This is a genomic window from Sphingobacterium corticibacterium, from assembly GCF_004208525.1.
GTDB classification, from domain to species: domain Bacteria; phylum Bacteroidota; class Bacteroidia; order Sphingobacteriales; family Sphingobacteriaceae; genus Sphingobacterium; species Sphingobacterium corticibacterium.
In genome coordinates this window covers 533,088-553,483 of sequence record NZ_SGIT01000001.1, presented here as the reverse complement: position 1 = coordinate 553,483, position 20,396 = coordinate 533,088, and the positions used below count along the sequence as shown (strand labels likewise).

The window sequence follows — 20,396 nt, the reverse complement described above, 5'->3', positions numbered from 1 at the left end:
TACCCAATTACCGGGGTTTTATTTCAAAATATAACCGTACCAAAAACACTTTTAAACGAAAACTCTGCACACACATAATCGCATATAATACCCTATTCCGTTTTCTGCGAAGCACTTTTGTCGGTTTTGCCACTTCCCTTACAAAGGGATCGTTTATACTTATCCCTTTGGCTCTCACCAAACCCACAAACATATTGAAACGCTGTATAGTCAACAGGTCTCGGGCTTCTTCCGCTGTTTTCCCCATCTCGATAAGCGATTGGAACAAAATATCTAAAAAACGCTTTTCGTATGCGATGCTTTTTTTAAACCTACGCATTGCCGATTGCGGATTCTGATCATCATAGCAGTAATAATTATCTCTAATCAATTTCACTGACTTTACCCGACCCGTAACCCGAATATTCCAGATATAATCCTCTCCCATACCAATATCCTGTGGCAATGTCATGACATCATCCGTCAGCAGCTCCTTTATAAACATCTTTCCCCAAAGCTCTTTCGGCAATCGTTCGTCCATCATTAAGGAAAGGTATTCTTCTTTCTCTAGAACCCCGTCATCAAAGCAATTCGCCAACAATACATCATGTTCTTCTATATGATACAGATACATTTCCAGAGTATCTTCCTGCAATTGATCATCCGCATCCAGAAATGTAATATATCTTCCGGTGGCGCGCTGCACTCCTAGTTGCCGTGCGAAATTGACTCCATGATTATCGATGCTAACCAAGTTAATTCGCTCATCCCGACCGGCATATTCCGTTATTATATCTACCGTGTCATCTGTGGAACCATCGTTAACAACTACCATCTCAAATCTGCTAAAACTTTGCCTACAAACACTGTCCAAGCTCACTGCAATAGTGCTCTCCGCGTTATATGCGGGCATGACGATCGATATCAAAGGTGCTTGTTGTTCCATCACATTATATTTTCCCTAAGCTGTACATTGCCGTGTATAAGGGGTACATATATTTTTTCAACAACAAGATCAGCCTCAGGCGAAATGACAGGTCCTCCACACCTATGATATGCTTAAAACTGTTCAAATTACGCCAGACAACATTATCTCTCTCCACGGTTTTCATAGCACACCGATAGTAAATCTGCTGTAGCAGGATATTTTTCTCTATCAATAAGCCTTCTGCCATAAAAAACAGATACCGATCATAGTAGGCATTCAGTTTGTCCGTAAACGATTTCTTACTACGCTTGTCCGACGTAATGCTTTCTCCTCGTTGTCTGTAATATACCAATGGAACACCAAGCCAGGTTATCTTCTGCACTTTGCAGACAAGATGATGGATAATAAATTCGTCTTCGTGTAACACTCCTTTTTTAAAACGCAAACCATCCCACAAACAACGCTTATAGAGTTTGTTCCAAGAAACCACCAGCAAAGTATTTGCTGGATCAGTCAATATCCCATAAGCATCCGCTTGGGTATGATAAGTCACTTCTTCCGTCGGAATTTCCGCACAGGGATTAATATTAATATCATCCTCAAAACTACTATAACCACAATACACCATATCCGATTGGCTTATATGATTCAACAATAACTCTACATAGCGGCAATGGACCACATCGTCCGAATCCACAAAAGCAATAAATTCACCCGTACAGATGTCCAACCCCGCATTACGGGCATCGGACAGCCCCCCATTTGATTTATGCACAACTACAATCCGATCATCTAATTGCTGATGCCTGTCACACATCGCCCCACATCCATCCGGAGAACCATCGTTTACCAAAATAATCTCCAGATTAGCATAGGTCTGTCTGCGAAGTGACTCGACACAAACTTCCAGATACTGCTCCACGTTATAAATCGGAACAATAACACTCACTAACGGTAACCTGCTTTTGTCAATCATATTAGCTTCGCTGATTAACCCCCTATTTTATATAACTGTTTCATTTCTCTTTTCAATTGCTCTATCCATGTCCAGATCACCTCCGCAGCATTTTCTTTGAATGGCGGAATTTGAATAAACTCTTCATAGACCTTGGGATTATCATAAAGCTCTTTAATCTTCGCCTGCGTGTTTTTGGGGTTTCGTTCATCAAAAAGGATAATAGCTTCTGGGTTCAAAATATCCGGCTCAGGATTATTATCGCTGCCCCAATACACGGGTATACAGCCAGCCTGGATCGATTCAAAAACCTTTTCCGTTGTATAACCTGTTGTATCACTGTTCTCCGGACAAATATTAAATTTAAAGGTGCTTAGATAAATCAGCTTATCATCGCCAAACTTCTCGAACAAATCATTCGTATTGTTCATGAACATCCCCGCACAGTCGACATGATCAATATCCTGTAGCGCCGTGATTATCTTTCTCCGGATGCCATTGTTATCATGCCGTGCAATATGGGCAGTAAACTTATCCCGATTTCCCCTGCGTGTAGACGGGTCGTTTAATCGATCGATAATTGCTTTGATCCCTGCATAATCTGCATCAAAAGGGATAATATAGAATACCCAGATCGGTAACCGTATATAAGAAGTATTCGTAAAGCTGACCTGGTAATCAAAACCTATCGATAAGTCACATTTAGCCATATAATCATGCGAATATTGGAAACGGGCTTTGCTGACAATATCTGTATGAATATTCTCTCCGGTATAAAAAACCCGCGGTCGTTTGACAAAATGAATAATCTCCTTATTGCCAAATACAGAAATAAAGTTCAACTTGCTTCCGTCCGGAACAACATGATAATGCCTTACAAAATCCATAAGCCAAGTATCCTGTACCTTTGTAGCATCAATTGGAAAATAATTGTAGCAGCGGCACGGCTGCTTCACAAATTGTTTGTTAGTATCCAAATACTTAAAATAAGATGTGATTGTTCTTTTTATATGTCTTAAATATGTTTTAATCATGAAACCTATATTTCCCTTTTTTATATCTTACATTCCTTGCAACACTGTGAGATTTCTAAAGTAAGTTGATTTTTGCTTTAATTCCTCAAAATCTCCTTCTGCTACGATCCCCCCCTGTTCCATCAGATAGATTCTATCTGCATGCTGAATCGTAGATAAGCGATGGGCGATAGAAATAATGGTAACTTTTCCTTTGAGGGATTCAATGCTCTCCTTGACCAAATGCTCCGTAGCAGAATCTAATGCTGATGTAGCTTCATCCATAATAAGTACTTCCACATCTCTATACAGTTCCCTAGCAATAGAAATACGTTGTTTTTGACCGCCTGAAATATTTATACCATTATTCCCTAATAATGTCTTTTCTTTTTCCGCTAAAGATTCGAGAAAATTTTTCATACTGCTCATCTCGATAACTTCTTCGAACTTTTGCAAATTTTCATCCGTTCTTTCCGCCCAAAAAGTAACATTGTCAAAAATATCGGCATTGAATATAGTCGGTTCTTGTGCGATATAGCCTATTTTACTTTTGTATTCTACATTGGAAAATAGCTCTATACCCTTTCCATTGACTAAAAACGCACCTTCGTCAAAGGGAATTAAGGTACTGATCAGGTTGATCAAACTGGTCTTACCAGACCCTGATTCTCCGACAAAAGCTATCGATTGATTTTTCTCAATGTGCAAACTAATATTGTTTAGTGCCTTATAATTCTGGTAAAACAATTGGATATTTTTCAACTCGATGGAATCGATACGCTGAAGGGGCTGAATTCCGCTGTACACCTCCCGATGTTGATCCAGATAAGACTGAAAATCTTGCATATTCTCAATAGTACCCACGCCTGACAAATAGCTATTCCAACATGTCTGGATATCCATCACCTTTTGCATGATCCGATAAAATAACAGTAAGATAATCATGATTGCAGATAAGGGCGATTGAAATATAGCTGTATGCACCATAATCACCACGCATATTACCAGTATCGTCATAGGTTCTCGTACGGCACTTAATCGAGCACCTAAGATTCCTACATCAATGTTGTTTTTTATCAGCCGATCCAATTCATCTTTCAGACGGTTGAAAAAAAGATAATTACGACCAGTTGCCTTAAGGTATTTATAATGGTTAACTACTTCAACCACTATACCACTATATCTATGGTTATTTTGCGTAATATTACGGGATAGCTTCTCAGTCTTTGTATAATATCTCTTGTAAAACAAATTTGACAGCCCTCCTCCCAATGCCACCAGTATGGAAAACTTCCAATCAAAGAAAAAGGCAAAACCAAGATACACCAAAATAAACATACCGTTTTTGATAGCGGAAAGATATAGACTACAGGCATTTACCACCTGCCAAGCTTCACCTATCAGTGAGTTTTGCGTTCTTCCTATATCTGCAGTAACAAAATCTTTATATGCCATATCTCTAAGGCCATCGGCCAGTCTAAGCCGAAGTCCTTTAGCAAATAACTGCTGATTGATGACTGAATACTTCGATGCGTAGTACGCGAAAAGTGCTTTCGCAGAAAACAAGATGACAATTAGTACCAACATAGTATAAACATTGAGGTCAAGATGTAACATATCAAACAACTGGCTGATATAATATCCAACCTTATCATTTTCTTTTCCAATTGCTGCTCCTTCATCTGCCACCTGCAACAAAGGTAAAAACATAGCCAGCCCGACACTATCCATCAACACCATCAGAAAACTGAAGAAAAGGAGTAAAAACATCCTATATCCCAAGTATTGGTAAAAGAAATACAGCGTTTTGAAATTTTCTTTAAAAAATGCTTTCACGTAATTAAATTTAAAGTATCCCGATTCTTATAGCACTTGCCCCATTTTCTCTTCTTTTTTCAGATACTTTTCTTTAATGGGAAAAGGAGCGGCGCGGAGCAAATCAGCCTGTATTTTAGCCAGGTTATTTTGTATAAAAGCTTTATCAGTATGCCGTTCAAATAGTGCTAACCAATTTCGTTCATTATCCAATAATTCTTGGATATTCGTAAACCCGTCGTAACGTGGAATATCAACCGATGAAAAATAATCCCAAAATTTAAAGCCGTCTGTTTCAATATCCCCCTTTTTTATCCATAGAGCAGGCACTTTATACGCATGCGCTACTATCAGACCATGCAAGGAGGTAGATAATATATAATCGCACTCACAAATCGCATGCACAATCTTGTAAATATCTTTTGTTCGGCTGTCTATAATTTTACAACAGTGTCCATACAGTGACTTGAATTCATCTACCTCCGTCCAGTGAGGAACTATGCCCAACCTGTATTTCTTGGCTGTGCTCTGAGGAGCAATCCATAAAGGCAACAATAGTGCAGGATCACCATATACACCACAGGGTCTAAAACCCTCTTCTTGAAGCTTACGATCTGTGAGTTTCCCTCGTACAGCATATACACGTCCGCCTTTAAATCGATTAAAATGGTTCATATAACCTGCTCCCCATATACTGGATCGTTTATTGCCCCAGTGAATAGTTGAACCAATAGCCACAAGCGTATGTTGCCATGGGAAAATCAGCTTTCCCAAATCCTTATATCTGAATAGCAATATACTTTTCGCAAAAATCGAAAGACGTTTTTTTAAAGACAACTCAATATCTTTATGTTGCACTGCTCCAACTACGGAAAACTCTTCTATCAGGAGCGGATTTAAAGCGTCTCCAAAGTTATTTTTATCCCAGTAAATTAAATTTATCCTTCCCATTTTCTTTCAGAAGCTTTTAATTTGTCTCAAAAATTTCCCGTAATGTATTATCCGGCACAAGAACATCCGGATAACTTAAATACAGATTCTTAACATGCCGGTACTCCAATTCCGGATTGTGGATACCATTATTACGGAATAGATCCTGATAATACGTCAAATCACCGGATCTATATGCCGCGTTATGCGCCGTTTTAAAGAAAGTAATGCCTGTCAAATACAATTCTTCTGGCATACACTGCATAATAGTATTAATAGCTACAAAGCCCGTGGTCGGTGGAAAAGGATGTAAGACTTCTGCATTAGCCTTGTAATGCTCAGGAACCACCTGCGCAAACCTAAATTTCTTTTTCGTCCTTTCGACTACTTTTTTGACCGTAAAAAAACCGTAAGATGAACGAAATACATTTAGGGAAAACACAACTACCCCAACGTTCTTTTCCTCCCATAATTTCGGTGTTACGGGGCTATCTCCCGGTAGATCCCCTTCCTGAAAAAGATGAAACAAAAAATCTGTTCTACTGCCGACATAATCCTTTTGTTTATCCAAGACTTCGACTCCTCTATTAATGCGTACCACGACATCAAATCCATCGATGTATGCTCCCAATTTTTCTTTCAAGACCGAATCGGCACCTCCAACCAAAGCCACTCTTTTACCCTTAAACCAATTTTCGTCAAAAGGAATAAGAATACGACATTCGTAATCCCTTCGATGCCAAAATCGCTGGATATCGTACTTCAACCTGTTAAGAATGCGTTTCAATAGATCCATTAGTTTACGTTATCGTTTACCTGGTATTTATGATGCTCGAACGTATACACTTTTTTATTTCGCGTTCCGCACATAACTTCGGCTTTACGGATGTCGTTTACAAAGTTTTTAAATTGATTGTTGTATAGATCAATGGCTACAGAGTCAAAATGTACCCATTCTAAATCACCCAATTTCACATGTTTTTCCACCATTCTCGCTCCTGCTGCAATCGCCATCATACATCCCAAACTGCCCAAATCGTGTGAGGAGTAGCCCGGAACAATATTCGGATACCGCTCCCTTAGCTGTTCGTAATGCCGCACTACTGCTATTTGGCACCCTTCAGGCGGTGTCGGATAGGATGAGGTACATTGTAACAAAAAGAGTTTTTTGTCACGTATTAGATGCTGTAACACAAAGTTTTCATAAGACTGATCCGTAAAGCCTGTGGATATGACAAGTTCTCCTTTGAAATTGTCGGCTACTTTTCGCAGATAATTTTTATGTTCAGAAATGGTAGAAGGTAATTTTATCATTGGACAATCAAACTTTTGCAAATACAGGTAGGAGTTCCAATCCAAGGCCGAAGCAAACCAGGGGATATTTCGCTTACGGCACTCTGCATCCAATAATGTAAATAGTTCGTCATCCAATTCGACTGCAGATCTATATTCCCGCAATGTCGTTCCGAATGGCGAGCTATAAGGCGAATCAAGCTCCTGCTCGGTATAAAATGTTCCGACATCACGTTTCTGCACCTTAATCATATCCGCCCCGCTCTCCGCAGCTAGCTCGATCATCTTCAACAGCCGATTGCGGTCTCCAACATGGTTGTTGGTAAATTCCGCGACCACGATTACTTTATTTGTCTCGTCCAGCGATTTTAGCAAATTCTGATAAAGCTGTGAATTACTTGGCAAGCTACCATTGAAAATATACTTGTCAAGCTCTTTGTTAAAATCTTCTACCGTCTTAGTACTGTATTTTTTAGCACCGATATGTTGGAAATTGAGCAAGGCATTTTTGCTTTGCAGTTCTCTAATTAAGGTAATATATATAGATTCTTGCGTCCTTAAATGTGCATTACGGTATTCCAATCCTTGCATATCATCCGCACGAACAGAGGCGATGTAAAAATCAAAACCTAAAAAGACAATATCCAAAGCAACCTTCTTTACCTGCTGAAATATCATGGCCAACTTAATTGCTGACAATAGGGTAAAGTCTAAAATAAAGAAGTCTTCCGCATAAAAATAGGCATATATACGCTCCAACCCTTCTTGATCCATTGGAAAGTAGGAAACCGCCAAATGTTTTTTCTGCGGCACATTCAATTCCCGCGGAGCAAGATACCAATCCGACCGGAAACCCTGAGCAGCAAGAGAAGACAAGAGATCAGTTCTATAAAACACCGTCATATCAGGTTTCAAAAAAACCTCCGTATCATTTAATGCAATGATATAGTAGTCTTCCTTTAATCGCTCCAATTGGATTTGGCTCAAAGAAGAGCCTTTTCCAACTATTGCAACTTTAGTTTTGTTCGACTCGGAAAATATATTTTTGATCTGGTCTAAGCAATTCTCCATGATACGATTTATTATTTACGGTTACTTTCAAATGATGCTCCAAGGCTAAATTTAACCCCGGAATGATATCCCATACTTTAGCACCTTTAGGGTTTTCGAATGAATAGAATGCCCCCGATACCACGTTGTACATATTATACACACAACAACCAATGATACGGTACTCAAAACCGTCCTCCAGTTTAAGTATGTCTTCTTTTGTTAAGCTCGATGATATGCCCGCTATACGCGACTCAAATCGCGGAACTTGATCTCCAGTCTTCATATAGAGATCAAGTTCCGGTAGTGCCAACATCGACTCCACATGCTTCCCATGTTCATACACACATACAGCCACTCCCCATTCTTTCAAGCCCGAAACAAAATTTTCTGTTCCGTCTATCGGATCCAAGATGATAATCTTATCTGCTTCAAAGGCTTTCATATTATCTTCGGGAGATTCCTCGGAAATCAATGCGTACCCCGGAAATTCCGTACGGATACAGTCTTTTATCAAGGACTCACACAACAAGTCGCCTTTAGAAACATAACTATTATCCTCCTTCAGCATCTTGGTAACTCTAAGCGATAAAATGTCTAATAGGTTCGCTTGAATTAAATGCTTTATCTTTTCACAAACGGTCATCAGCATAAAAATTGTTGGACCTCATCCATTTCAGACTCAACCAGATATTTTACAATCTCAAAATCAATCTCATCATCAATATCTAACCCACAGATCTTGTTTGTTTCCAGACCATGTACATTTCTGCCAATAAAATCCTCGTGCAGTTTATCCTTACCAAATCTGAAAATATCCGTACTGAATACTTTAAAACGCTTTCCAATATCCTGACGCCTAATCATGGATTTTCCATGATCATCAAAACAAGGCACCAGATTTCCTTCTTTTATATCATAAAGCCGGGCTTCCGTATCACAGACAGTTCGAACGGCAGTGATTTCAGGGTGTTCCATCAAATAGTTGATGCCTTTTTTAATCAATGCTAAGTCTCTGAAAACAAAAGTGGGTCTTAGCCAAACAATAATATCCGGTTGTTCAATATCATATTTTTCAAACTTATGATACAGGTCTAACAGAATATCCTGTTCCATCGCGGTATCTGTTGCAGCAAATGCACTCCTTAAAAATGGAACTTCCGCGCCATATTTTTCCGCAATTTGTTTGTATTCCACACTATCCGTAGAACAAATCACTCTGTCGCAGCCCAATTGTTTTGCAAAGGCTATAGAATAGGCTATTAAAGGTTTGCCACCTATTAATTGAATATTCTTGTCTTTAAATCCTTTTGAGCCGGACCGTGCCGGTATTATCGCATATACTTTCATTCAGATTATTTCCAAAATTTGACACTCATTTTATTAATCTTTGTCTTCCAATGCCCAGTTCAAAGATTTCATAAATTCCTTTCCGGTAGCCTCCTCATATTTTACCGAACCCCAATAGTTCAAGTGTCCTCCGTCATAGTAAATAAGTGTATCGTTATAGAACGGTGCATCGTCAAAAAAAGACTGGTAGGCGGAAAAATCTATCATATTGGCATTCTTGTTATCCTGAATCAGCTTATGAATCCTCTTATCTAAAGCAGTATATGTTTTGATATAATCAAAATTTTTTGTCTTGTCTTTGACGTGGCTTCGATTTATTCTTACCGGATTTATATTCAGAGTGGGATAATCTGAGATAAATAAAATTTTCTGATTCTTTTTTAACCTAGTCAAAAGTCCTTCTATGGTTGGATATAGATTCGTTCCTTTGCCAGCAAAACATACAATGATGACATCTGCCGAATCGACTTCATTATCAATATATAGTTCCAGCTGTTTGTATATAGCGAATCTATCACCTTCTGAAATTTCTTTCTTAGAGAGTCCCGGAAGTGCTGGATATTTATCGTTTGTTATTGCTCTGAATAAAAGAGATTCTTTTTTCCCTAACGTGTCCAAATACGGTACAAAAGTCAGCGCGTGACTGTCCCCTATAAGCAAAATTCTCTTCTCTGCATAAGCCGTGTCCCCGTACAAACCAACGCTCTTAAATGTATTGCTGTGAGAGTCTTTCCCGAAGGTTGGGAAAATATATTCTAAAGGAATTCGGGAATACGAAAACTTCAACGGCGTAATAAAGTATATCATTAAAACGTTGATTCCTGCCATTAAAGTAAGAGGAAGATAAAATTTAAGTTTCCCTGAAGATCGAAGCGGCCTCTCTATCAAATAATAGGAACCTATTGATGTAATAATAGTGAGTATGACGATTACAAATAGTTCTACAAAAGTTAAATCGTACCGATTATGATAGTATCTGAAAAACGCTATGATCGGCCAGTGCCATAAATAAACTGAGTAGGATATTTCACCTATGTATGTTAATGCTTTGTGTGACAATATCCTATTAACCCTACTGGAAGGCACGGCTAACAAAATAGCGGTAGAAATGCAAGGGAGAATGGCCAGTACTCCTGGGAAAGGAGAAATATCCTGATAAAACATCACCGAAATCAATAAGCCAACACACCCCAGCACACTCAAAACAAAAGAATTATTAACAAAAAAACTCTTCTTCTCGATATTTAATACGGATATAAGGACACCTATCAGAAATTCAGGTGTCCGTGCTAACAACGAAAAGTACATCGTTGATTTATTCCCCTCGAAGAATATTTGATATGAACTATACGAAAAAAGAGCAACAATAAAAGCAATTAATAAAACCGCTAAAACCTTTTTATGACGAATAAAAAGAATTAACGGCAAGAATAGATAAAATTGCATCTCGATGCCTAACGTCCAGGTATGCAATAGCGGATTTTCATTACTTGATGCCCCAAAATAATTGTCAGCGCCGGCAAAATAATAATTGGAGTTAAAAAGCATTGCCCAAAAATGGGATAATTTAAATCTTCCCGTATCCGCATTTAGATAGATAAAGAAATAAGCTATCCACACCACAATCAGTAAAAAGAAATAGGCTGGAACAATTCGCTTAATCCGTCCAATGTAGAAATCCAACAGGTTAAAATCCTGTGTGGCTACTTTTGAAATGATAATTTTCGATATCAAGTAACCTGAGATCACAAAAAATATATCCACACCTATGAAGCCTCCCGGCAGGAATGAATGTGATAAGTGAAATACGAATACAAAAAGTACCGCTATAGCCCTTAGCCCCTGAATATCTTTTCTGAACTCCATGCTTAATTAATAATCCAGCTCTCCTAAAACTCCTCCTCCAACATCCGCCGCAAACCTTCCTCCATCGTATACGGCGGAACAAAGCCCGATGACATCGCCTTACTAGAAGAAAACTGCGTCGTCGCACAAAATTTCTTCACCCGCACCGACGATATATTCAGCTTTTTACGTGTAATAAACGCCAAAAAATCAAACCCATAACCACCCAACATACCCAACCCATACGGAATCCGAATAGTCGGGATTTTCTTCCCTAAAATATGTCCGGTATGATGCACCAAATCATTGGTTGTGAAATCAGGCTTATCCACATAATTATATACTTCATACCCCTCCTGCTTTTTCTCTGCAATCAAAAAACAGATAAACGCCACGATATTACCGATATACGACATCGACTTCTTATTATTTCCCTTGCCAATCATCATAAATCGGCCACTGGCGATCTGTTTCAATAAATTATAGACATTGCCCCGATTGCCTTCACCAAAAATTACCGTCGGGCGTATGATATTGATATTCCAGTCGGGATGATTTCGATGCCAAACGTGCAAAACCTGCTCCGCCTGCCACTTGCTTTTGCCGTAATCATTAAATGGGTCGATAGCAGTATCTTCATTAGGACTATCCTTATCCAATCCATACACCGCTACAGAACTCGTAAAAATCAGCCGCTTAATACCATTTTCTTCCATCGCCCTTAAGGTATTCCGCATCCCCTCTACATTAATATCATAATACAACGAAATCGGACTTACATCATCACGGTGTTCTGCCGCGAGTAGTACTACCACGTCACCGCCTTTGGCGTGATGTGCCAGCGTTTGCCAATCCATCACATTCCCGATACGAGTCAACTCCGGATATTTCGAACTGTTGTTTTTATCAATATTTAATACTTCTACTCCAGAAGTTTCTAGCAATCGATCTATTAACTGGGTGCCGACAAACCCAGACCCACCAATGAGTATAATCTTCATCTATATATTATATTCCCCATAAACCGGGATGATGTTTAGTCTTTAAATCGCTCTTTTTCTTCTCCTCATTCCGTTCTTCCTCTTCGACGTGCATTATACTGTCCGTGTTAAGATGTTCTCCCGTCGGGAGCGTCAACGGCTGGACATAGCGTTGCTCTATTTTATCGAACAGATAATGAATCCCCAACCATAGACCTGCATCGCAAAGGATGACAATGTTATTGCTAATCAGCCCCACCATAACGATATTAAACAGCGAAAAAAACAATACCAAACCTAATAAAGCCAACATAGCAGTTCGGTGTGACATGCCCATTCGCAAGAATTTATGATGCAAGTGATTACGATCCGGTTTGAAAACAGGTTTACCTATTCGCCAGCGGACAAACATCACACGCGCCACATCCATAACAGGAATAATGAGGGAAGAAAACGCTACCACAATCGCTCCTTCGGAAAAGGGTTTGATATGAGCATTGTTCATCGTAAAACTAATCGCTAGAAATGCCATCGAATATCCTAAAGTCATGCTCCCTGTATCTCCCATGAAAATCCGCCGCCGCCGACTGGTAGCCCCAAATACATTGAAATAGAAAAACGGAATCAACATACCTACCGTTATAAACGCAAATAAGGCATGCCACCAAGCATGGTAGTACACAAACAAAACGCCTAGTATCAAGCATCCCGTGGTGACCACACCGGAACAAAGCCCATCCAGCCCATCAATCAGATTAATAGCATTGATAATCAAAACAACCACAAACACGGTCAACGGCATACCGATCCAGGCTGGAAGGGAAACGATCAATCCAACCCCATACAGGTCGTTGATCCACAACCCGGAAAAAGGAAAAAAACTCGCGACAAGAATCTGTATAACGAATTTCCATTTATAGCTTACCCCTACAAGATCGTCAACAATGCCGACCATAAAGAGCATGCCTAAACCACATAGCAGCATCATGAAACTGGGAAGGATTGCCCAAGACTCGACCTGCATATCGAAGTTCGCGACCTTGATGACAAAAGCCAGGGACACGACGACCAAAAAGCATTGAATGGGAGCAAAAGCAACGCCACCCAGGCGGGGAATAATGTGCTGATGTATTTTGCGGGCGTTGATGGGGTCAAAAAGACGTTTTTTGTATGTTACTAACATGATAACAGGAAGCATCCCCCTGCTTAGCAAGACGGCAATTACAAAACAACAAGAAACGAGTACAATATACATCTGTAAATTCCTTAGAAGGTTTTGACGCTATTATGCGCAACTTCCCGTGTTCGATGAAGAACACAGGAAGTGACCACCGTGGGCAGGGATACGCGTTTATTCCCCAATGACAATAACGGCACGGCTCACCCTAGGGTCGTCGTAATACATATTCGCGACACCACCTTTATGCTCTGTACGTAATCTCGCCGGATCGACACCAAATTCTTCTACCAAGACCTTCTTAATCGCAGCTGCACGGTTACGGCTCAACAGCTCGTTACGGGCGACAGAACCTGTTCCCTTATCCGCGTAACCGGTAATGGTATACACGACATCCGGACTACCTCTTTTGATCATCTCCGCAAAGAATCCGAGGTTTACGCGTGCTTCATTACGCACTTCCCAAGTATCTATCTTAAATGTCACGAGAATCGGGGCAGCCAAAATTCTGTCTTGGAACTTCACTTCTGTAATAACTTCTCCTTTGGCATCCGCCAATTGACGTTTCAACGCATCGTTGTCTGCTGCCAACTTCGCTACACGATCCCGCAGCTCGTTTAACAAGGACTCATCATAACTACTTTCTATAACCGTTGTCGTTGGTTTATCCCAGTTACGTTTATTGAAGTTATATTTCAAGGCAAGTATCGCCGACAAGGGCCCTTCCTGCCGTTCGTTTTTAACTTTGTTAGTTCCGTCCTCGCCATCAAGACGATCGTCAACCATGGCGCCACGGATATCCAAGGCTAAATCCAATGATCTGTTTAACCGGAATACATTTTCAATACCTACGTTGGCACTCACATCACGCAATTTCTGGGTCAAAGGCGCTCCGTTCGTGGCCTCGCTGGCATTGACCATCCAGCCAAGACCTCCATAGAAGTTCAATGTGTAGAAACGATCTTCTTTATAACCACCAAATAGGTTAGATAAATTAAACAACGCATCTGCATGGTAATGGCGATAATTGAATTTCTCCTTTACTAATGGGCGATAGTCCGTGTCGTTATATTTTTCCCCGGTACTAAACTTGCCCAGCTCCTGCGTGACGCCTTTAACCCGTCCATGCGTAAAATTGGCTCGCACACCGATACCCGGTGTAAACCATTTACCCAGCTGGACGGAAAGTACCGGTGCCGCAATACGATCTGCAAACTTCATTTGTCTGTCGTGGTCACCAAAGTAAATATTAGCTCCCCCACCGACACCCAAAAACCAGTTGTTAAAAAAACGGTTGGTAACGACTTTATAACGATCGGTTGATACCGTCACGGTTGTATCATGCTGTACGGGTAGTGATTGTGCGTTTATGGCACTTGCACCACCTAACGCGAAAAGAGATAGGACAATAAATTTCTTCATCTATAGTTGATTCTTATTTATTACTTTTTGTTAGTTAATACTAAGTTATACGGAGTTATTGCGGGGAGATAATCTCACCAGTAGTACAATCCACCAGGCGTCTTCCGTAAACTACGAAATCTAATTCCGTCAGCCCTTGTCTATACTGTTTGATCTCCACAGCATTATCAGCTCCCGCATGCCATATAATATTCGGATTCCACTGTATACCATTGATCAGCTCCATTTCGTATAGTACCGGATCACTGTCATTTCTTCTTCCCCACATCTTAATATCTCCGTTATGGTCAATGGCGACTCGAACAACCGGGATATGTCCATAGCCATAGTCATTCCCATGAACCTCCCATATGTTATCCCAATCGCTCTCTGCATAATTATCCATAAATTTCACCGTACGTTGTATACCATTAGTAACGTTCTCAAAATTGATCTCTCCCGCTGTTCCACCGGCGTTCCCTGTGCTTGGAGGTACAGGAATGGCCAATGTTTGGCCGTTAATCGTCATGTTGAACGAGTTGTCCAGTTGCAGGATGTCCAATACCAGTCCGAAATTTGGATCGTTAGCACCATAAACAGTATATTCCGTCGTAACGGTGCCCTTGTTGTTGCTTGGGGTGCTGCCATTACCGGTTATAGTTCTCCTGTTCGCGGGTTCATTAGGTGGCGTGGTATTGATAGCGTAAGAATAGGCATCCTCTCTCAAATCCACGCGTACAATACAATTCCCTTTACTTAACCTCAAGCGTAAATCGTACTTCACACCCGGTGTAATCGCTAAATCGTTAAATTCAATCCGGGGATGAACAGTGATGAGCCGTGGCGGAGTCGCATTAGGGTTATCAGGGTCATAATTGTCACCCGGCGATTCGGCCTCGATCGCAAGATAGTCAATGATCAGATGGCCATCTGTTCTTGCATCATGGACAAGCACGGTGGGACTCGTACTAATGGCAAGAGTCGTACCCGCAGAACCGATAGGATCAAACGGAATGGTCATATCTTCAGCAGAACCCAAATAGGTTATATTTCCATCAGAGAGCTTTAACCTAGCACGATTACCACTCTCATGGGAAGCCGATACAAAACGAGGGTTTGAAATTTCTTTTAATGCTGGTGTACCAAAACTCGTTAGATCGATATAGGTTGTAATCTCGTTTAGCTGATTCCACAAAACCAGATCCAGCGGATGCGGCCCTTCATGCGGAGAATCAGACAGTGTGACCGTCTGTAGATCGTACATCAGCTTGTTATGCGCCCCTGCAACAGTCAACTCGACATTATTCAATATTGAGTTTGCCGGCAAACTCGGGAGGGCTGCCTGGCCAAAGGAATACACAACGAATGTAAAAGTGGACGTATTGTTGCCATCTTCCAGCGCATCCAGCACAATGTCCGTATAGGTGGAAGAGGTTGGTGTTACCGTTACATCTTGACGATGTATTTCAGCCCCGGTGGCCGTATTATAGACCAACAATCTGTAATTTGTTCCAACGGGTAAGTCCGTTCTCACGGGCGTCGCCGCAGCTCTTAATCCATTGCTCGCAGATTGCTTTGTCTGTAATGCCGCAGATGCTTGCTCCGGTACTAACTCCGCAACCAGCGTAATGTCATTACCCAAGTCGACTATCCGACGCTGTATACCATCCGAAGTTGATGCTTTGGTGTTTGCGGAAGACGCACGCTGTTTGAGTAGGTTGGGGTCATTCATAACGCCTTCGCGTAAATTGACACGTACCCGAATACCGTCACCGTCAAATGCGCCGGTATCCCCATCTTTCGTACAGGACATGGTCACGAGTAACGCAAAAAACACACAAAATAAAGTATGTAATCTCGTAAAATTCACTTTCATTATTTTCATTTTCTTAGCTTAATAAAGATCAATTTCGATATCTCTTACAATATCGTCTTCCATCCACCCTTCTTGCACTTCTTGATTCTCCTGTGTTACGGTGATTGAACCCGCTGCAATATGACTTTCCAATTCCACGAGAATCGCCCCCATCGTAGGTGCGAGGTAACGACGTTTCTCGTTTTTCTCTGCTCTAAAAATTTCCCTCTCGGGTATGAGCGGACTTTTTTGCTCTTCCATTTTTGTGTTATTGGTTTTTATTTTTTTCAAAAAAATTCAATTCTTTACGATTAATATCTGGGCATTTACCTTTGATTTGTTGCCACAAAGTTAACGCGAGGGATATCCAGAAAAAAGAGATAGTATAACCACAATAGAGAAAGTAAAAAACGCCTACTTTGTACACTTTACTTAAAACGACTAAATAAAAAAACATACAAACAACTATAAATCAAAAAAATACATCTTAAAACAGCAATAGAGAAATGCAAGCTACCGTGAATCCACACCACACTTTAATCACCATATATAATACCTATGTAGTATGCCTTGAAGTACCTGTGACGTATCTAATTTTTCGTCATTCAAAAGGAATGCTTGCATTTTTGTAGAAATAACACTATTTACTAACACATCTTTAAATCATAATTTTAACCTTTAGCTTTAGCAGCAGGTACGGAATAAAACCATCATGATTAAGAAAGCTCGCTTGTTATTTTTTTACGCACTTACATTTACAACTATTACATGCGCCCAAGACCTAGATGCTTATAATACACTATATGTAAAAACATATCTGGAAACTTCTCAAAAGGATTTCTCCAGAGCTTTACATATTGCAGATTCCTTATATACTATTTCTAAAACACCATTGTTACAAGCCCGCAGCCTAATGCTAACGGCTTCTTTGTACCAACAAGTTGGCGAACCTATAAAGGCAATCGAATATGCTATCAAGGCAGAGAAAATCATAGGTGACACCAAAGAGGTAAATTGGAAAACGCGTATTTATGGTTTTTTAGCTACACAGTATAGGATTGCAGGTCTATTTACGCCTGCCAAAGAATACGCAGAAAAGGCCTTGACAGTCGTTGAAAAGGTCAAAGACCTGCAAATAGCGAATGCGACAAAAGGACTGGTTATGCAGGAAATGGCTTATTATGAAATGGCACATAAACACTATGAACAGGCAATAGCCTATATACGGCAATCCGCTCAATATTTAGAAAACGCAGGACAAGACCAATCTTTTGCTGTCATGGGAAATGAGCAACTACTGGGACTCAATAATTATCTTTTGGGGAACGACGAAAAAGCATTGGTGCATTTCAAAACGGCGTTGCATTTGAGTACTAACCTACCAGACAACCATGTCACCGCGTTAATTCATAACGGCCTAGCCAATATATATATCAGCCAGAACGAACTCCCAAAAGCAAAACTGCATCTGGACACTGCCCAGCGCATAGCAGGCCAATCACACTACCTCCAATTAAAAAAGGAAGTAAACGAAACTGCATACCGCTATTACAGCAGCACAAACGATATCAACCAGATACGGACCATTAAGAGAATTCAGGACTCTATTGTAACAAGAATTTATAGGCAATCCGCTGATTTTCTGAACAGCTCCTATACCATATTGGGTCGTGAAAGGGAAGGCATACGCCGGGAATTAAACAGTAAACTGCTTTTTTTCATCACAGGTATTTTAATTGTTCTACCCTTTACACTCTATTTTTTTCTGCCTCAACCCAAGCAAAAGCATAGAGCAATACACTTACCGGCAGAGAAAAGAAACGAATCAACTAACAAAGAAGACACACCTTCCCCTCCGCTGTCCACCAACGGTCCTCTTACGCCATCGGATATACATACGGATCCTGACAGTGAACCCTCCTCGCAACCTGTGATATCAGAACAAACCGTAGATAAAATTTTGGCCGAATTAGAAGAATTTGAAAGCAAACAGCTTTATGTGAGAAGAGATTTATCACTATCTTATCTAGCAACCTACTGTGATACGAATGCGAAATACTTATCCGTTGTCATTAATTCGCATAAGAAAAAAGATTTCTTCAATTATATCAATGAGCTTCGGATTAACTACATTATTGAGAAACTGAGAAATGATCCCTATTACCGGAGATTAAAAATAGCAGTTCTCGCACGCGAAGCAGGTTTTTCGTCACAAAGTAAATTTGCGCTGAACTTTAAAAAGGTGACAGATGTATCGCCCTCCGAATTTATCAAATCGTTGGCGGAGGGTTCGGAGGTATAAATATCAAAACTGGGCTATCCAAATATAGAGGTCTTCTTGAGGAGGAACACGAAACGATTTACGGAGCCGGCTTTTTCTTGTCTGTACCGTGCGGATTGCCAGATGGTTATAATTTGCGATATCTTTAGTCGTAAATCCTAGCTTTAAAAGTGCACAGAATTTAAATTCCTCTTGTGTCATATCTGGATTTTGCTGAAATAAGTTCGCATAAAAGCTAGGAAACACTTGCTGAAACGTTGCAATGAATGCGGGGTCGCCTTCCTGCGCTAATTTTACGACGTCCTCTACTGACGGTAACGCTATATTAGAAGACAGCTTGACACTTGGATTAGATGGTCGTATGGAGTTATACTTAGCTTGGTGATACAGCTTCTGCATTTCATTATTTTTCAACATAATAAAATAACCATTAATGACTAGCAAAAACACCGCCTGGACCAAGGTAGCTTGCGGATTTTCATGAAAATATATCTGCGAATAAAGCTCACTAAACCACGTTAAATCAAACAGCTGAACTACATAGAACAGGACAAAAACCCACAGAAAAACAAACAAATTATAGAGTTTATTATGCTCGTTAAAAATAAATAATGTAGCAAAAAGAACGGTGAAATAATAAGGTGCTATTCCATTATGAAAACCGGCTATAGAACAAGAATAAAACACCGCACAGGTTACGCCCATCAAAGTCAAGATAGCAATTTTGGCATTAAAATATATTTTCGTATACCAAGATAACGTAAATAATAGACTACCTAAACTAGCCAAAACAATAAAATTAACCGGCTTTCCGACTGATAGGTTTCTAATAGCATCGAGGATAAAAATCAAGGCTATCAAAAACGCATACTGGTTCATCAACTGTATCTTAACGATCAGCAATTTATCCATATCTTTCTCAATATGCCTATTAGAAATGACATGCCAAAAAGGTTTAAATAGACTCATATTCATAAGGTACCTCAAAAAATTAGTTTTTATTGTTATTCCACACAAACAACTGTTTGAAATGGTAGATGGAGCGAATTTAGAGAATATCAACATATATTTACAGATATTCTATCAAGCAAAAAAAACATGTAGCCTTAGAGCTACATGTTTTTTTGCTATATCCCTCCATAAAGAAGAGACAAGAAACTTGTCTGATAAACTAGATCCCGCGTTCTATACCCCGATTTTTCTTTAACCAACGTACAATAGTAGTTTTAGACATAATGCCGTAATTTGCCATCGCTTCTTCCAACAGCAATTCACCGGACAGGATAGCGTTTACAACACTTTCTTGTATTGCTAGAGAATATCGAATTTGTAGGCCTTTCGTCTTATTAGTTTTAGTGCGCATGTTTATAGTTGAACAGTATTTTTGTATAAAAAGATCCGGCATTACCGGGGAGGCAATGCCGGATACAATCTACCTATGAAAATTATACCACGATGGGTATATATTCCACAAAAATGCACAGTTTTTTTTATGTTATAAGGAATACGGATACCACAAAATACACTTAGAAGCTACTACATAC

The 20,396-nt window shown here is 40.0% G+C and carries 18 protein-coding genes; 1 reads left to right on the top strand and 17 read right to left on the bottom strand.

The window, feature by feature from the left end:
• Window positions 1-7: 7 nt before the first annotated feature.
• From EWE74_RS02210 to EWE74_RS02140, 15 genes are all read right to left on the bottom strand, one after another.
• Window positions 8-925, bottom strand: coding sequence for a glycosyltransferase family 2 protein (locus EWE74_RS02210; protein WP_130139906.1), 918 nt, complete (start codon window positions 923-925; stop codon window positions 8-10).
• 4 nt (window positions 926-929) lie between these two features.
• A complete protein-coding gene (locus tag EWE74_RS02205) occupies window positions 930-1,883 on the bottom strand; it encodes a glycosyltransferase family 2 protein (RefSeq protein WP_130139905.1) in 954 nt (317 codons plus the stop codon).
• A 14-nt stretch (window positions 1,884-1,897) separates the two neighbouring features.
• The gene (locus tag EWE74_RS02200; RefSeq protein ID WP_165384628.1) at window positions 1,898-2,818 is read right to left on the bottom strand and encodes an exostosin family protein; all 921 of its coding nucleotides are present in this window, start codon (window positions 2,816-2,818) and stop codon (window positions 1,898-1,900) included.
• 105 nt (window positions 2,819-2,923) lie between these two features.
• A complete protein-coding gene (locus EWE74_RS02195) occupies window positions 2,924-4,711 on the bottom strand; it encodes an ABC transporter ATP-binding protein (protein WP_130139903.1) in 1,788 nt (595 codons plus the stop codon).
• A 27-nt stretch (window positions 4,712-4,738) separates the two neighbouring features.
• Entirely contained in the window at window positions 4,739-5,641 is a 903-nt protein-coding gene (locus tag EWE74_RS02190; RefSeq protein ID WP_130139902.1) for a polysaccharide pyruvyl transferase family protein, read from the bottom strand.
• Window positions 5,642-5,657: 16 nt separating this feature from the next.
• Window positions 5,658-6,416 (bottom strand): glycosyltransferase family 29 protein, encoded by a 759-nt coding sequence (locus EWE74_RS02185; RefSeq protein WP_130139901.1) that lies wholly within the window; start codon window positions 6,414-6,416, stop codon window positions 5,658-5,660.
• Window positions 6,416-7,984: an N-acetylneuraminate synthase family protein gene (locus tag EWE74_RS02180; RefSeq protein WP_130139900.1), complete on the bottom strand. Its 1,569-nt coding sequence runs from the start codon at window positions 7,982-7,984 to the stop codon at window positions 6,416-6,418. Before EWE74_RS02180 ends, EWE74_RS02185 begins: the two co-directional genes overlap by 1 nt.
• Window positions 7,929-8,534: an inositol monophosphatase family protein gene (locus EWE74_RS02175; protein WP_239018525.1), complete on the bottom strand. Its 606-nt coding sequence runs from the start codon at window positions 8,532-8,534 to the stop codon at window positions 7,929-7,931. Before EWE74_RS02175 ends, EWE74_RS02180 begins: the two co-directional genes overlap by 56 nt.
• A gap of 74 nt (window positions 8,535-8,608) precedes the next feature.
• Window positions 8,609-9,313, bottom strand: a complete 705-nt coding sequence (locus EWE74_RS02170; protein WP_130139899.1) for an acylneuraminate cytidylyltransferase family protein — start codon at window positions 9,311-9,313, stop codon at window positions 8,609-8,611.
• A 33-nt stretch (window positions 9,314-9,346) separates the two neighbouring features.
• Window positions 9,347-11,179 (bottom strand): acyltransferase family protein, encoded by a 1,833-nt coding sequence (locus EWE74_RS02165; protein ID WP_130139898.1) that lies wholly within the window; start codon window positions 11,177-11,179, stop codon window positions 9,347-9,349.
• 23 nt (window positions 11,180-11,202) lie between these two features.
• On the bottom strand, window positions 11,203-12,159 hold the full coding sequence (locus EWE74_RS02160; RefSeq protein ID WP_130139897.1) for an NAD-dependent epimerase/dehydratase family protein: 957 nt from the start codon (window positions 12,157-12,159) through the stop codon (window positions 11,203-11,205).
• 7 nt (window positions 12,160-12,166) lie between these two features.
• Entirely contained in the window at window positions 12,167-13,393 is a 1,227-nt protein-coding gene (locus EWE74_RS02155) for an MraY family glycosyltransferase (protein WP_130139896.1), read from the bottom strand.
• Window positions 13,394-13,489: 96 nt separating this feature from the next.
• A complete protein-coding gene (locus tag EWE74_RS02150) occupies window positions 13,490-14,737 on the bottom strand; it encodes an OmpA family protein (protein ID WP_130139895.1) in 1,248 nt (415 codons plus the stop codon).
• Window positions 14,738-14,792: 55 nt separating this feature from the next.
• Window positions 14,793-16,592 carry a hypothetical protein gene (locus EWE74_RS02145; RefSeq protein WP_130139894.1) on the bottom strand — a complete coding sequence of 600 codons (1,800 nt, stop codon included), beginning with the start codon at window positions 16,590-16,592 and terminating at the stop codon, window positions 14,793-14,795.
• An 18-nt stretch (window positions 16,593-16,610) separates the two neighbouring features.
• Window positions 16,611-16,832, bottom strand: a complete 222-nt coding sequence (locus tag EWE74_RS02140) for a hypothetical protein (RefSeq protein WP_130139893.1) — start codon at window positions 16,830-16,832, stop codon at window positions 16,611-16,613.
• Window positions 16,833-17,283: 451 nt separating this feature from the next.
• Between EWE74_RS02140 and EWE74_RS02135 the strand changes: the two genes are divergently transcribed.
• Complete coding sequence (locus EWE74_RS02135) at window positions 17,284-18,873, top strand: helix-turn-helix domain-containing protein (RefSeq protein ID WP_130139892.1); 1,590 nt, start codon at window positions 17,284-17,286, stop codon at window positions 18,871-18,873.
• A 3-nt stretch (window positions 18,874-18,876) separates the two neighbouring features.
• Here EWE74_RS02135 and EWE74_RS02130 read toward each other — a convergent pair whose 3' ends face one another.
• Together EWE74_RS02130 and EWE74_RS02125 are read right to left on the bottom strand one after the other, a co-directional pair.
• A complete protein-coding gene (locus EWE74_RS02130; RefSeq protein ID WP_130139891.1) occupies window positions 18,877-19,821 on the bottom strand; it encodes a helix-turn-helix transcriptional regulator in 945 nt (314 codons plus the stop codon).
• Window positions 19,822-20,023: 202 nt separating this feature from the next.
• On the bottom strand, window positions 20,024-20,215 hold the full coding sequence (locus EWE74_RS02125; protein WP_130139890.1) for a hypothetical protein: 192 nt from the start codon (window positions 20,213-20,215) through the stop codon (window positions 20,024-20,026).
• Between the last annotated feature and the right edge of the window lie 181 nt (window positions 20,216-20,396).

Excerpts from the sequence above, each read along its gene's own strand:
- EWE74_RS02150 (WP_130139895.1), bottom strand. The coding sequence starts at position 14,737 with ATGAAGAAATTTATTGTCCTATCTCTTTTCGCGTTAGGTGGTGCAAGT.
- EWE74_RS02185 (WP_130139901.1), bottom strand. The coding sequence starts at position 6,416 with ATGGATCTATTGAAACGCATTCTTAACAGGTTGAAGTACGATATCCAG.
- EWE74_RS02135 (WP_130139892.1), top strand. The coding sequence starts at position 17,284 with ATGATTAAGAAAGCTCGCTTGTTATTTTTTTACGCACTTACATTTACA.
- EWE74_RS02170 (WP_130139899.1), bottom strand. The coding sequence starts at position 9,313 with ATGAAAGTATATGCGATAATACCGGCACGGTCCGGCTCAAAAGGATTT.
- EWE74_RS02205 (WP_130139905.1), bottom strand. The coding sequence starts at position 1,883 with ATGATTGACAAAAGCAGGTTACCGTTAGTGAGTGTTATTGTTCCGATT.
- EWE74_RS02175 (WP_239018525.1), bottom strand. The coding sequence starts at position 8,534 with ATGCTGAAGGAGGATAATAGTTATGTTTCTAAAGGCGACTTGTTGTGT.
- EWE74_RS02140 (WP_130139893.1), bottom strand. The coding sequence starts at position 16,832 with ATGGAAGAGCAAAAAAGTCCGCTCATACCCGAGAGGGAAATTTTTAGA.
- EWE74_RS02155 (WP_130139896.1), bottom strand. The coding sequence starts at position 13,393 with ATGTATATTGTACTCGTTTCTTGTTGTTTTGTAATTGCCGTCTTGCTA.
- EWE74_RS02210 (WP_130139906.1), bottom strand. The coding sequence starts at position 925 with ATGGAACAACAAGCACCTTTGATATCGATCGTCATGCCCGCATATAAC.
- EWE74_RS02125 (WP_130139890.1), bottom strand. The coding sequence starts at position 20,215 with ATGCGCACTAAAACTAATAAGACGAAAGGCCTACAAATTCGATATTCT.
- EWE74_RS02180 (WP_130139900.1), bottom strand. The coding sequence starts at position 7,984 with ATGGAGAATTGCTTAGACCAGATCAAAAATATATTTTCCGAGTCGAAC.
- EWE74_RS02165 (WP_130139898.1), bottom strand. The coding sequence starts at position 11,179 with ATGGAGTTCAGAAAAGATATTCAGGGGCTAAGGGCTATAGCGGTACTT.
- EWE74_RS02130 (WP_130139891.1), bottom strand. The coding sequence starts at position 19,821 with ATGAGTCTATTTAAACCTTTTTGGCATGTCATTTCTAATAGGCATATT.
- EWE74_RS02145 (WP_130139894.1), bottom strand. The coding sequence starts at position 16,592 with ATGAAAGTGAATTTTACGAGATTACATACTTTATTTTGTGTGTTTTTT.
- EWE74_RS02190 (WP_130139902.1), bottom strand. The coding sequence starts at position 5,641 with ATGGGAAGGATAAATTTAATTTACTGGGATAAAAATAACTTTGGAGAC.
- EWE74_RS02160 (WP_130139897.1), bottom strand. The coding sequence starts at position 12,159 with ATGAAGATTATACTCATTGGTGGGTCTGGGTTTGTCGGCACCCAGTTA.